The following is a 13924-nucleotide window of genomic DNA, read 5'->3' on the forward strand; positions in this document are numbered from 1 at the left end:
TATTCACCTGCCTTTGGTAATGCCCCTTGGAATGTATTTACCGATTGCTTAACAAAATCAAATCAACTTATTTTCCTTGCAGAAATGATAAATGCCATCATCATCACAGTTGCCACAGGTTGCCCAGGCGATTTTTTTCAAATCCTCAGAGCCGTTGCCCATTGCTACACAGTAATCAAGAGCCTGGAACATTTCCAAATCATTGTTGCCATCGCCAAAGGCCATAGCTTCTGATGTTTTCAAGCCGAAATATTCCAGTACCTTAGTTACCCCACGGCCTTTGCCTCCATCAGCCGGCACAATATCAAAGGCTCTATCCCACCAAGCCGCAATTTTCGCATTTTCTGTATTTTTAATCATATTAGGACGCTCTGGCACCCGTCCCGCTGCCATAATCTGATACACATCATCCTGTAATACCTGCTGAAAATCTGGCGCTGGCTTCAAATCTATACCGCCCATAATATAATATTCATGCAAGTCCTCATCTACCCAGTTGGCTGCCATTCTATCTACAGTGGCAACTACCATAGGCCGATTTATTTCCTGACTGTTCTTGGCTATCTGCAATACATCCTGCTTGTGAAGAGGATTGTTGAAAAGGATTTCCCCAGCACCGGTATAGCAATAAGAGCCACTATATGTAAGATAAACATCAAAGGTTACACCATCTACCTGAGGCATCTGCATTGGTGCCCGCCCAGAGGCAATACATACCTTAATCCCCTTAGCCTGCAATCCCTTCAACATCTCTACAGTCTTAGCAGACATTCCATCAGCCTTATAATCTATCAAAGTTCCGTCTACATCAAAAAACACAATCTTTATTTGTTCCATATAGCACCTGCTTTCTATTGTGAGAATCATTTAATTAAATTATCCAATTATACTAATCATCTAATTATACTATAGAAAGATATTTTATTCACGAAAAATCAGACCGTCTGCCTGCAAAATAAAATTTGAAAGACAGACGGCCATACAATTTATTTTTCCTTGCGAGGAGAGTTATTGCGTTTTGCACTTACCTGAGCCATCATTTCCTGGGAAATAGCCTGAAAAGCCGCTTCGGCAATTTCGTAAAGCCGTTGGTTATTTTCCTGCAAATAAAGTGTGCCCAACAAAGCCTCAAAGCCAGTACTGGAATGGTACTGAGCTACAGAAGCACTTTTGCTAACACGGCTGCGGCAATTCCTGCCCCGCTTGTAAATAGCAATTTCCTCCTCTGTCAGCATAGGCTCAATGGCTCGATAGGCCTTATCCTGCCAGATAGCAGAAACTATCTGAGCACTAAACTGATTCAGCACCTGCACCTTGCTTTGCTCATAGGAAAGGAGCCTTCCCCGCACAAAAAGATGGAAATAGGCATCCCCTATATAGGCTAGCACCAAAGGATGCAGAGTTCTAGGATTTACCTCCTGATAACGCTGCAACGCGCCTCCTGTGCCATCTGGCACAAACATCATATCTACCAGCTTCTGAAAATGTTCAAAGGTCATAACAGCACCTTATGCCTTTTTCCATTTGGTCCCAGCAGCAGAATCCTCCAGAATAATGCCTTGAGCCTTTAGGCCATCACGGATTTCATCAGCTCTAGCCCAATTCTTGGCCTTCTTTGCCTCTGCTCTTTCTGCAATAAGAGCCTCAATTTCCTCTGGAGAAATTCCGTCTTTTCCATCATCCTCAGTAGGCATTTCCAGACTGCCCTCAAAAATACCAATAACCTCAGCCATTTCATTGTAAACATCCATAAGCTGACCGAAATGCTTCTTGTCAAAATCACCCTTGTGATTAATGACACTATTGGCATAGGTGTTGATTTCCTTGGCCAAAGTAAACATATAGCCAATAGCCAGGGCTGTATTGAAATCATCATCCATAGCCTCATAAAAATCAGCTAGAGCCTTTTGAGCATTTTCAGCCAAAAGAACATCATTCTCTGTATTGCCCTCTCTAGCCTCCAACAGCTCCTGACCGTTGTCGTAGGCGGTTTTCAAACGCAGTAACCCAGCCTGAGCTTCCTTGATACGCTCCTCGCTGAAATCCAAAGGACTTCTATAATGAGTGCGGAGAATAAAGAAGCGCACAACCTCCCCGGGATACAGCTTCAAAATATCCGGTACAGTAATGAAATTATTCAAAGACTTGCTCATTTTCTCATTATCAATGGTAATAAAGCCATTGTGGAGCCAATACTGGGCAAAGCTGTGGTAATTGCCACAGCAGCACTGAGACTGAGCGATTTCATTTTCATGATGTGGGAAAATCAAATCACTGCCGCCACCGTGAAAGTCAAAGGTTTCCCCTAAATACTTCAAAGACATGGTGGAGCACTCAATATGCCAGCCTGGACGGCCCTTACCCCAAGGGCTTTCCCAGAACGGCTCTCCTGGCTTGGCAGATTTCCACAGGGCAAAATCCATAGGATTTGCTTTACGCTGGTCAACCTCTACTCTAGCTCCTGCCTGCATATCCTCCAGCTTACGACCGCTAAGCTTGCCATATTCAGGGAATTTTTCCACGCTGAAGTACACATCCCCTTCCAGCTCATAGGCATAGCCATTATCTATCAGCTTCTGTACCATAGCAATAATATCAGAAATATGCTCCGTAACCTTTGGATAAAGGTCTGCTCTCTGCACATTCAGCTTATCCATAGCCTCAAAATAACTCTTGATATAACGCTCACTTATAACGGAGCAATCCACGCCCTCTGTATTAGCAGCTTTGATAATCTTGTCATCCATATCCGTAAAATTCTGAATATGCTTAACCTCAAAGCCCTTTTTGCGGAAATATCTCTTGATAACATCCCAAGTTACAAAAGGACGGGCATTGCCAATATGAGGGTGATTATAGGGAGTAACACCGCAGACATACATCCCTACCTTGCCTGGCTCCTGAGGTACAAATTCCTGTTTTTTTCTAGTTAATGTATTATATACTTTAAGCATTTTTATCCTCCAATTCCTTTTCCAGCTCATTAACGCGCTTTTCCATTTTGTCCAGCTTTTCCGCCAAATCTGTAATCAAATCCCGCACTGGATCTGGCAGCTCATCATGATTCAAATCCACATCCTGCTCATCTGCCATTTCCTGTACATCCTCATCATTGTCTAAAAGCTTCATCATTTCATCAGTATAGACAGGCTCGCCTACCCTTTTGCCATGCATTACCACGACTCGGCCGGGAATACCTACAACAGTGGCATAGGCCGGTACAGCTTTAAGCACCACGGAACCAGCTCCGATTTTGGCATGATCCCCTACGGAAAAGGAGCCCAATACCTTGGCACCAGAAGCAACAACTACATTGTTCCCCAAGGTAGGATGTCTTTTGCCCTTCTCCTTGCCTGTACCACCTAGAGTAACGCCCTGATAAAGGGTAACATTCTTCCCTAGCTCCGCAGTTTCACCAATAACAATGCCTGTGCCGTGGTCGATAAACAAACCCTCACCAATGGTGGCACCAGGATGAATTTCAATACCTGTCAGGAACCGTCCCAGATTGGAAATCAATCTAGGCAGCAGTACCCAGCCCTTGAGATACAGAGCATGGGATATGCGGTGCAGCCAGATGGCATGAAGTCCTGAATAACAGCAAATGACCTCAATAACGCTGCGGGCTGCCGGGTCTCGCTCGAAAACTACCCGAATATCTTTTTTGATACGGGCTCTAAGTCTTTTAAAAAACATTTTGCCTCCAACTCCATACACACTGTTTCCTAACCTTTGACAACAAAAAACCGCCTCAGCTAAGAGGCGGCTATCAGTCGCGGTTCCACTCTAATTCCAGCAATATTTTCCACACTGGTCTGGCAAATTCCACCATAACCTAGAAAAACTGCTTCTCAATGGTTTTTAACGCATCCCTGCGTCAGAGCCTAACTTCCCGCCAAATTGGCAATAATTCAGCCCTGCAGCTCCCAGGTGCACTTTCCCTCATCGTAGCTCAGATTCCTTACAGCCTGTACATCTCCTATCTTGAATTAGTCAAGTCCAGAAGCTGTCTCCGAGAACCCTCTCTGTCAGCTCGTACAACGTACTCTGCCTGTTCACAGCCTTTAATATATGATATTTAGTATTGTATCAAAAAATTTATGTTCATGCAAGGTGGAAGAATTGTTTTACCTTTCAATTCCTGCTACAGCATAAGAAGAGATACCCTGACCGCTGCCAGTAAAGCCCAAATGCTCCTCTGTAGTGGCCTTTACATTTATCTGGTCTATATCCACACGGAGAACTCTAGCTATGTTTTCCCGCATCTGAGGAATATGAGGCAGCATCTTCGGCTTCTGTGCCACAATGGTAGCATCCACATTGCCTACTACATAGCCCTTTGCTGCCAAGAGATTGCCAACCTCCTCCAGCAGTTTTAAGCTGTCTGCTCCCTTGTAGCGAGGATCTGTATCTGGAAAATGTTTGCCTATATCTCCCAGTGCTGCTGCTCCCAGCAAAGCATCTGAAATAGCGTGCAAGAGCACATCTGCATCAGAATGGCCTAAAAGACCTTTTTCGTAGGGTATATCCACACCACCAATAATCAGCTTGCGATTCTCCACCAGCTGATGAACATCATAGCCCATGCCAAATCTTGTCATAAATTTGCCTCCCTATCTATCAATCATCTTCCCGCAGAAACTTTACCTTGATTTCCTCCACAAAGGCCTTTAAGGTATTTTCCAAGCTTTCTTCCTGTGGATTTTCCTTGGCTGTTTCATGCAAAAAGGCCTTGGCCACTACAATATCCTCTGGCGTAGTAATTTTGATATTGCGATAATCGCTATTTACAATATAAACAGGATAGCCGCAGCGCTCTACCAAGCTGGCATCATCAGTGCCCAAAAAACCATCCTTTACTGCCAGTTCATTGGCCTTTACCAGAATATCCCGACGAAACCCCTGGGGAGTCTGAACTTCCCACAAGGTGCTTCTATCTGGAGTTTCCAGTACCTCCTGCTTTTCATTGCAGATTTTAATGGTATTTTTGGCAGGCACCGCGGCAATAGCCCCACCTTTTTCTCTCGCTGTTTTTATAGTTTCCTGTATAACCTCTGTGGAAATCAGAGGCCTGGCTGCATCATGCACCAGAATAATATCATCATCAGAAGGATTTTCTATGGATTGAATACCATTCCACACCGAATACTGGCGCTCACTGCCGCCAGCCACTACCTGCCAAGGCTTCAAGCTGGGAATCCTTTTTAGGATTCCTTTGACAAACTGTACCTCGCCCTCACCTACAACCACAACCAGATTATCCACCTGAGAGCAATCAGAAAACCGCAGCAATGTCCGTACCAAAATTGGAATCCCAGACAACTCCATAAAAACCTTATTCATGCCAGCCTGCATTCTCTTCCCCCGACCAGCAGCAGGAAAAATAACACTAACCATAATCCCACAACAACTCCCTTCCTATATAGTTAGATTTTACCAATGATTCAAGATTATGTCCACTAGGAAGCACTGATACACAAAATAAATATGGGGCTGGCGACTAATTTCTTAGTATGTCAGCCCCTTTTTATGGTTGATAATTTGCGACAATCCTCTGTATGCAAATATCACCATATTCTAAAAATAAAGCTTTCAATAAACTACGATTAAACTACGATTTTGCCTTTTACGCAATCCATTTTGGCAAGAATATTAGCCAGAGTAACCAGTTCCTCTTCCGTAAAGCTGATTCCCTTCCCCATGCGCTGATGATCCTTGGACCAGGAACGAATTTCAAACTTAGCCTCTCCATCATTCCAGGCAACTTTGTTCAGTTCTTTTTTCCAACCATTTGACATGGTGCTTATAACCCCCTCCTTTTTTTCAACATTATAAGTAATCCCACTTTCTCCTACAATTGGCCTAAACCCCATTTTCTTTTACCTCCTAATAATATGTTTTAAGCTTTATTTCATGGTTATAATATAACATGTTACATATCGCCTGTAAATCGCTCTAAATTTATTATTATTGTTTTTTAGGACATTTTTCTTTATAAAATAATGTATAAAATACCCCTAAAATCTGCAATCCCTTTTGCTAGCAAGTTGAACGCTTATTTATCTCCAAACGCCCTATCACCTTAGCTTTAGACATATGGAGTGTCAATCTAATTTTTACACAACAAAAAGGACATAACCCCAAAAAGGATTATGTCCCTAAAAACATATTATTCACCAACAGGCTTGGCAAAAATCATTCTACCAGCCGAGGTCTGCAAAGCAGATGTTACCTCAACCTCAATGGCTTTATTCAGATGATAGCGGCCATTCTCAATAACAATCATGGTGCCATCATCCAGATAGGCAATTCCCTGTCCCTGTTCCTTGCCTTCCTTGACTACTGTTACATGCATATTTTCGCCTGGAATAACCACCGGCTTTACTGCATTGGACAAATCATTAATGTTCAATACAGGCACCCCCTGCAGCTCAGAAACCTTATTCAGATTGTAATCATTAGTTACAATCTTGCCTCCCAGCTGCTGGCCCAAACGTATCAGCTTGGAATCAACCTCGGTAATATCTTCAAAATCATGATTGATTATCTCTACCTGCAAGCCACTTTCTGTGCGAATTTTTTGCAGAATATCCAAGCCTCTGCGGCCTCGTACTCTTTTCAAAGCATCTGCAGAATCTGCAATATGCTGCAGCTCTTCCAGTACAAACACAGGAATTAACAACTTGCCATCCAAAAAGCCTGTACCACAAATATCTGCAATACGGCCATCTATAATGACGCTGGTATCCAACAGCTTACAGCCTACCAGACTGTCATAGCTGCCATAGCCTCCTGCTGGCATAGCCAGAGCCACGGGAACAGGCTGGGCTACAGGCTGGACAGTGCCATCCTCCCCCAGTTTTTCCCTTGGCTTTTTCTTCAGCTTCATCATTCTGCCAAAAAGCTCACCAATTTCCTTTTGCTTGCGTACAACAATATGAATGCCCAGATAACCAAATACAATGCTGAACAGCACTGGCAGATAGTTACCAATTACAGGAATATTGACAAAGGTTCCACCTAACAAATTCGCAATTATAAGTCCAATGGCCAAACCAACAACGCCAGCAATAACATCCTGCAAAGGCATCTTGCTGAGCTGTCCTTCAACCCAGATAGAAAATTTCTGCAGCTTGGCAACAAAATATGGAGATACCAGATAACCTGCAATACCACCGACAACCATACCGATGCCTATCAGGATAACATTGGCCATAGTCAGCTTGTACAGTCCCATATCAGTCTTTAGTACCTCGGTACTAATCAGCTCTGTCAATACAGGACTAGCCAAATGCAGTATCACACCACCTATTACTGCCAGCAACACAGTAACAAAGAAACGTATAACTCTTATTAGCATTATTTCACCTCCTTTTGCAACGTAAAATATATAGTATCAGAATGAAAATATCCTGTATACTGTCTATTTGCTCCTTTAGTCCCACAATCAGTTAAAGTGTTTATTTGACAAACCATTAGCATAAAAACAGCCTGTCGCACAAACAGGCTGCCAATATTCTTTGTAGAGACTATAGACTAATTATCCTTCTTATCAATCTGCTCCATCAGCCATTCCTCAGCCTGCTCCACAGAGCCAGCCAAGGCATAAGACAACTCACTGAGGAAAATCTGTCTTGCCAGGTCCAAAAGCCGCTTCTCGCCACCGGAAATCCGCTTGCGCCTATCCTGAAGAATCAGGTTGCGAATTACCGCTGCCACCTCCAGAATATCTCCAGACTTCAATCTGTTAAGATTAATATGGAATCTCTTGTTCCAGCTGCCTACAGGCTTCTCACCAGGCTGCTGCAATACCTCAGCCACCTGCTCTATAGTTTCTGGCGGGGAAATCTGCCTCAGGCCGATACCCTCTGTATTGTCCGTGGGAATCATAATCCTAATACCGCCTATTGGCAGCTGGAGAATGAAATACTGCTTTACAGTGCCCATAATCTCACATTCTTCAATACCTGTGATTTCTCCTGCGCCGTGCATAGGATAAACCACCTGATCACCAACCTGCAACAAACACACCCCCTCTTATCAATTAACCACACAATTAAATTATAGCACAAATTAATTCATAAGAAAAGTAGTAATTTTATCATATATATAGAATCATGTCAATATATTATCTAAATTCAACTGTTATTCTCTAGGCATGGCATATCGCAAGGCTTCGGTAAGATCACCTGCGCCATACAGCTTCATGCCAGTCAAAGCCTTTTCTCCCTTTAGTTGTTCATAGTTCTTTCTTGGCAGTACAGCACTGGTAAAGCCCAATCTGGCGGCCTCTCTAAGTCTGCCCTCTGCCTGGCTTACCGCCCGGACTTCTCCAGACAGCCCCACCTCTCCAAAAACTATAGTCTGAGGCCGTAAGCGGCGGTTAGCAAAGCTGGAGGCCATAGCCACACAAATTCCCAAGTCTGCTGCCGGCTCATCTATGCGAATACCACCAGCAACCTTGACAAAAACATCACAGGCACCAATGGCCAAATGAACCCTTTTCTCCAACACCGCCAACAACAGCTGCAATCTCTTGATGTCCACAGAATCCGAAGTTCGTCTAGGAGGCACATAGGGAGTCTGAGCCACCAGAGCCTGCACCTCCACCAGCAGAGGCCTGGTTCCCTCCAAAGTAGGCACAATAATACTGCCTGCCTCATCAGTCCGCTCAGACAAAAACAATTTGGAGGCATCTGGTACATCTATCAGGCCTGTTTCCCTCATTTCGAAAATACCGATTTCATTGGTACTGCCAAAACGATTTTTCACCGCCCGCAACAATCTGTATTCTGAATTGCTGCCGCCTTCAAAATACAAAACCGTATCCACAATATGCTCCAAAACTCTAGGTCCAGCCAAGGTGCCGTCCTTGGTTACATGTCCCACCACAAAGGCAGCAATACCATTGGTTTTGGCTACCCGCAGAATTTCTACCGCACATTCCCGTACCTGGCTGACACTGCCGGGAGCACTTTGAATATCTGGCCGAAAAATGGTCTGAATGGAATCCACCACCAGCAAATCAGGCTTTAGCTTCTCTACATGGTGCTCAATGTTTTCCAGATTGGTTTCGCTTACCACCAGCAAATCATTGTGAACAGCCTCCAGTCTATCGGCTCGCATTCTCACCTGACGAACACTTTCCTCACCAGTTACATAGAGAACCTTTTTCCCTAGAGCCGCTTCATTGGCACACACCTTCAAGGTAAGACTGGATTTGCCAATACCTGGATCACCTACAATCAATACCATAGAGCCGGGAATAATCCCCCCTCCCAGTACCCTGTCCAGCTCCTGAGAGCCTGTGGTCATTCTAGGCAAATCCTCCACAGTTACCTCACTGATAGGGCAGGGGGTGCTGGACTGGGACAACCCCAAATTCAATCCCCGAGAAACATTCCGTTCCTCCTTGACAATCTCCTCCACCAAGGTATTCCACTGACCACAGCCGGGACATTTCCCCAGCCATTTGGGAGTATCATAGCCACAGTTCTGGCATACATACATTGTCTTTTTCTTTGCCATGCTTTTTTATCTCCATTTCCGCCAGCACTGCTTTAAAAGCTTGATAGTCCATCTCCCCAGCCATACTACAGCAATGGCAAAATTCAGAAAAAAATTGCCAAGGCTATACCAAAAGCTTTGCCGTCCCAGTCTGTTGTATTTTGCCATTTGCCACACCTGTCCCTTTCTTTAATAAAGGCTTAGGAAGCTCTTTTCAGGAAAATTGCGCCAAGGTGCTGAACAAAGCCCGCAGCAGCTTGGTTCTAGGCTCAGGAGGCATATTCTCATAGGCAGACTTGGCAGTCTGCAAAAGCAAAGTACACTCTCTGGTACTAATCATTTCATGCTGTATCAAATAACGCAGCATGGCCTTGATTTCCACAAAATCCGTATCCTGGTCCAGCTTCTCCAGCATTTCCTGATAAATAATATTCTTCAAAGGCACCCGTACTACTCTGATAAAGCCTCCCAAACCACGGCGGGATTCTACAGAAAACCCCTTGTCATGGGTAAATCTGGTATTTAGCACATAGCTAATCTGAGAGGGGGCACAGGAAATTTCATCGGCTATATCTGTCCGACGAAGTTCCACCTGCCCTGTCTGCTGTTCCGCCAATCTGGTCAAAATATAATCTTCAATTAAATCTGCTATATTGCTCATAATAACACCCTGTTTCTTTTAATTTGCTTGACAATTTGACCTTTACTTATATTATATTTGACATTTTGACATTCAGCAAGCATTTTTTCTATTTTTAAGAAAAAGAGCCATGATATCTGCCCAAAATGGCATTATCATGACTCTCCCTAGTATTAGCACAACATCCCACCCCTAGAGGTTGGGAACATAGGACACCTGGTTATACTTTTTTGTTAGCAGAATGAATCTGCTCCTTGGCCTGATTCATAGCCTGCATTACGCCGCCCACATCGTTGTGAATGGCATTGATAGCAGAATTCATATTAGCCAGTACATGGTCAAACATCTGCACAGCATAACGCTCAGCATCTTCTTTCAGCTGCTTTACATAAGCCTCGTTTTCCTCCCGCTGCTGCTTCACATAGGCATCGGTTTCTTCTCTCTGCTGCTGTACCCAGGCAGTCGTCTCATCCTGAAGCTTCTTGACACTTTCCTCAGTCTGATTCTTAACATTCATAGCTTCCTCTTTGGCCTGAATTACCAGGACATTTTCATCCACGGTTTTCTGGGCAAAAAGCTTAGCCTTATCAATAATCTCCTGAGCTTCCTTATTGGCTCTTTCAATAATCTGGTCTGCTTCATTCTGAGCCACACTAATAATTTCATCCCTGCGATGGCACACTTCCAGAGCCTCGCTTACCTCCCGGGGAATCTCGTTACGAAGATTATCCATCAAATGAAAAAGCTCATCATCCTTGACCAGTACCTTTTCCAAAAGAGGAACTCTATGTGCCCCAGACACATAATTCTCAATTTCGTCTATTGCCGCATCAATTTTCAGCATAGCTTCTTCATTCATAGATAATACCACCCTTTATTCTAAAATCAAATTCTACTCTTCAAATATCTATATACATTGTGAGGTACCAGTTTGGAACAATTCCCGCCAAATCTGATAATCTCCCGCACCACAGAGGAACTAAAGCTATTGTACTCCGGCTTCCCTAACAGGAACATGGTATCCAGCTCCGGATGCATGGCCTTGATAATCTGAGCCTGCCCCTGCTCATATTCATAATCTGTTACTGAGCGAAGGCCCCGAACTATCACCTGAATATCTTCCTTGATCATATAATCAGCCAACAGGCCGTCAAAGGAGATTACTTTGATATTATCAAGATGATCTGTGGCCTGCGCCAGCAGGTCAATACGCTCCTCCACAGACAAAAGAGGCTTCTTGCGGATATTGTTAAAAACCCCTATATAAACCTCATCAAAAATATGGGAAGCTCTCTGAAATATATCAATATGTCCAAGGGTAACCGGATCAAAGCTGCCCGGACAGATGGCTCTTTTCATATGCAATCAACCTTCCTCTACAGGCAGATGATAAAAATTTATCTGAGTTGTTTTGCCATATTGCTGCTTTTTGACCAGTTGCAGACTAGTGGTAGCTGGCAATTCCGGCTCATCGCCGCCGTACTCCATGATCACAATGGCATCTGGAGCCAGCAATTGGCTATTCTCCAACTGCTCCAAAGCCCTGTGGGCCAATCCCTGATGATAGGGTGGATCACAGAATACCAGGTCAAATTGCTGGCCTGCCGTCTCCAATCTGCGAAGCTGGGCAAAAACATCTCCTTTGAGAATCTGGCACTTATCTGCCAAGCGGGTATGCTTGGCGTTATCCGCAATAATCTCTGTGGTAGCCTTGTCTATAAAGGTACAGCTATCCGCTCCCCTGCTTAGAGCCTCCAGCCCCAAACCTCCAGTACCAGCAAAAATATCCAGCACTCTGCCGCAGGCATCACTGCCTAGAATACTAAATAGGGATTCTTTTACCCGGTCAGATGTAGGACGGGTACTCATTCCCTTGGGAGTTTTCAAATTGCAGCCCTTGGCCGAGCCTGTAATAATACGCATAATCAACCTCAAATTTAAATTTCACACTCTATTTTAACATATTTGAAGCTAATGGTGAATAGAAAATTAATACAATTTTTCTAAGACATCATCATCAATCTTAAAGGTATGCTCGGGAGCAGGATAGCTGCCAGCCTTAACCTCTCTATCATAGGCCTGGAAGGCTTCCTTCATAGCTCCCCCCAGCTCTGCAAAGTGCTTCACAAATTTTGGTGTATATTCGCTAAACAGCCCCAACATATCCTGATAAACCAAAATCTGTCCGTCACAGCCAGCTCCCGCACCAATACCGATGGTAGGAATATCCAGCTTCTTGGTAATCATATCCGCCAGCTTGGCAGGAATACATTCCAGAACCACGGCAAAAGCACCAGCCTCCTGAATAGCCAAAGCATCCTCAATCAGTTTCTGAGCACCGGCCTCGGTTTTACCCTGAACACGATTGCCACCTAATGCGTTAACAGACTGAGGAGTAAGGCCCAAATGTGCCATAACAGGAATACCTGCATCTGTAATAGCCTTAATCTGAGGACATACTGCAGCGCCTCCTTCTAGCTTAACAGCATTGGCCCGGCCTTCCTTCATCAAACGGCCTGCATTCATTACGGCCTGCTCTACAGACACCTGATAAGACATAAATGGCATATCAATAACCACCATAGTATTATGACAAGCTCTGGCTACAGCATGGCCAAAGGTAATCATATCCTCCATAGTAACGGAAATGGTATCAGGCAGTCCCAACATAACATTTCCCAGAGAGTCCCCTACCAGAATACCATTAATACCAGCTTCCTCCTCCAGCTTGGCGGTGGAGTAATCATAGCAGGTAAGCATGGAAATCTTCTCACCCTGCTGCTTCATCTTCAAAAAGGTTGCTACTGTATTCTTCATAATATATCTTCCTTTCTTATCAAAATCGACTCAATTTCTATACCCTTTGAGTCTGCTATATTCCTCTGCCAATAATTGGCTATAGCTGTTATCCAGCAAATCTCTCATGGCTTTTTCCTGATAATCAGCTTTGCCCTTTTTAGCAACTTCCATCAGTCTTTCTGACAAAAGCAGGTACAGCAGTCTATCCTTTGGCTTTTCCAGCACAGATAAGTGCTTGGCCACTGTGGAAACATCTCCTCGCTGTACTGGTCCTGTCAGTGCCTTAACAGGCCCTACCTGAGCCACATGCTTGGCATTACCCAGAAAAATCTTCTTCAAAGCATCCATAGCTGTTTCTGGCTGAAACCCACATTCCATCAGCATAGCCTGAGCCTCAGCAAAAAGAGCTACTACCTGATTGCTGACAATGGAAGCTGCAGCATGATACTTGGGCTTGCATTTAGAATCAATAACCTGCACCTTAAGGCCTGTACTTCTTAGCCATTTCAGCATATCATCCAGCCTGGAAGCTGTTCCCTCTAAGGCAAAAAAAACATCCGTTAATTCCCTGTAGGAGTGATATTTATCACTTACAGCAAATAACGGATGAACTGAGTATCCACAGGCTCCCCGAGCCTCTATATCAGGAAAAGTCTCACCGGCAGCTGCAGCACCGCTAGCGTGACACAGTATCTTCCCTCGAATCGATTCTTGGCACAATTCCCTATATATCTGAGGAATTATTCCATCCGGAACAGTCAAAAACAATATATCACAAGCCTCCAGCAGCTTTGCTGGTACATCATAAACCCGGCTGTTGGTGAACTCCGCTGCCTCCTGGGCAGATTGAATATTGCGGCTATAGTAACCTGCAACTTCTACACCATGTTCACAAAAATACTTGCCTAGGGTAAAACCTACCCTGCCTGCTCCAATAAAACCAATTTTCATATATATCACCACCTTCATACCCGGATG

General features: G+C 44.2%; 17 protein-coding genes. All 17 read right to left on the minus strand.

Annotated elements, in window-relative coordinates:
• Positions 1-57: 57 nt before the first annotated feature.
• Positions 58-837 (minus strand): Cof-type HAD-IIB family hydrolase, encoded by a 780-nt coding sequence (locus I6E26_RS01655; protein ID WP_235320097.1) that lies wholly within the window; start codon positions 835-837, stop codon positions 58-60.
• 149 nt (positions 838-986) lie between these two features.
• Positions 987-1499 carry a Mini-ribonuclease 3 gene (locus I6E26_RS01660; protein WP_235320098.1) on the minus strand — a complete coding sequence of 171 codons (513 nt, stop codon included), beginning with the start codon at positions 1497-1499 and terminating at the stop codon, positions 987-989.
• 9 nt (positions 1500-1508) lie between these two features.
• Positions 1509-2954, minus strand: a complete 1446-nt coding sequence (gene cysS / locus I6E26_RS01665; RefSeq protein WP_235320099.1) for a cysteine--tRNA ligase — start codon at positions 2952-2954, stop codon at positions 1509-1511.
• Positions 2947-3696 carry a serine O-acetyltransferase gene (cysE, locus tag I6E26_RS01670; protein ID WP_235320100.1) on the minus strand — a complete coding sequence of 250 codons (750 nt, stop codon included), beginning with the start codon at positions 3694-3696 and terminating at the stop codon, positions 2947-2949. Before cysE ends, cysS begins: the two co-directional genes overlap by 8 nt.
• Positions 3697-4127: 431 nt before the next feature.
• A complete protein-coding gene (gene ispF / locus I6E26_RS01675) occupies positions 4128-4601 on the minus strand; it encodes a 2-C-methyl-D-erythritol 2,4-cyclodiphosphate synthase (RefSeq protein ID WP_235320101.1) in 474 nt (157 codons plus the stop codon).
• A gap of 19 nt (positions 4602-4620) precedes the next feature.
• On the minus strand, positions 4621-5397 hold the full coding sequence (gene ispD, locus I6E26_RS01680; protein ID WP_235320102.1) for a 2-C-methyl-D-erythritol 4-phosphate cytidylyltransferase: 777 nt from the start codon (positions 5395-5397) through the stop codon (positions 4621-4623).
• A 209-nt stretch (positions 5398-5606) separates the two neighbouring features.
• Positions 5607-5798: a YdbC family protein gene (locus I6E26_RS01685; RefSeq protein ID WP_235320103.1), complete on the minus strand. Its 192-nt coding sequence runs from the start codon at positions 5796-5798 to the stop codon at positions 5607-5609.
• A 371-nt stretch (positions 5799-6169) separates the two neighbouring features.
• Positions 6170-7360, minus strand: coding sequence for a PIN/TRAM domain-containing protein (locus tag I6E26_RS01690; RefSeq protein WP_235320104.1), 1191 nt, complete (start codon positions 7358-7360; stop codon positions 6170-6172).
• A gap of 176 nt (positions 7361-7536) precedes the next feature.
• The gene (locus I6E26_RS01695) at positions 7537-8031 is read right to left on the minus strand and encodes a CarD family transcriptional regulator (protein ID WP_235320105.1); all 495 of its coding nucleotides are present in this window, start codon (positions 8029-8031) and stop codon (positions 7537-7539) included.
• Between the two features lie 114 nt (positions 8032-8145).
• Positions 8146-9528, minus strand: coding sequence for a DNA repair protein RadA (gene radA, locus I6E26_RS01700; protein ID WP_235320106.1), 1383 nt, complete (start codon positions 9526-9528; stop codon positions 8146-8148).
• Between the two features lie 6 nt (positions 9529-9534).
• The gene (locus tag I6E26_RS01705) at positions 9535-9675 is read right to left on the minus strand and encodes a hypothetical protein (protein WP_235320107.1); all 141 of its coding nucleotides are present in this window, start codon (positions 9673-9675) and stop codon (positions 9535-9537) included.
• 46 nt (positions 9676-9721) lie between these two features.
• A complete protein-coding gene (locus tag I6E26_RS01710; protein ID WP_235320108.1) occupies positions 9722-10168 on the minus strand; it encodes a CtsR family transcriptional regulator in 447 nt (148 codons plus the stop codon).
• A 199-nt stretch (positions 10169-10367) separates the two neighbouring features.
• Positions 10368-11006, minus strand: a complete 639-nt coding sequence (locus I6E26_RS01715; RefSeq protein ID WP_235320109.1) for a hypothetical protein — start codon at positions 11004-11006, stop codon at positions 10368-10370.
• Positions 11007-11032: 26 nt separating this feature from the next.
• A complete protein-coding gene (gene coaD, locus I6E26_RS01720; protein ID WP_235320110.1) occupies positions 11033-11506 on the minus strand; it encodes a pantetheine-phosphate adenylyltransferase in 474 nt (157 codons plus the stop codon).
• A 6-nt stretch (positions 11507-11512) separates the two neighbouring features.
• The gene (gene rsmD / locus I6E26_RS01725; RefSeq protein WP_235320111.1) at positions 11513-12070 is read right to left on the minus strand and encodes a 16S rRNA (guanine(966)-N(2))-methyltransferase RsmD; all 558 of its coding nucleotides are present in this window, start codon (positions 12068-12070) and stop codon (positions 11513-11515) included.
• A gap of 66 nt (positions 12071-12136) precedes the next feature.
• Positions 12137-12964 carry a 3-methyl-2-oxobutanoate hydroxymethyltransferase gene (panB, locus tag I6E26_RS01730; RefSeq protein ID WP_235320112.1) on the minus strand — a complete coding sequence of 276 codons (828 nt, stop codon included), beginning with the start codon at positions 12962-12964 and terminating at the stop codon, positions 12137-12139.
• A 30-nt stretch (positions 12965-12994) separates the two neighbouring features.
• Positions 12995-13897 carry a Rossmann-like and DUF2520 domain-containing protein gene (locus tag I6E26_RS01735; protein ID WP_235320113.1) on the minus strand — a complete coding sequence of 301 codons (903 nt, stop codon included), beginning with the start codon at positions 13895-13897 and terminating at the stop codon, positions 12995-12997.
• Between the last annotated feature and the right edge of the window lie 27 nt (positions 13898-13924).

The organism is Anaerovibrio lipolyticus (assembly GCF_021531495.1).
Classification (GTDB): Bacteria; Bacillota; Negativicutes; order Selenomonadales; family Selenomonadaceae; genus Anaerovibrio.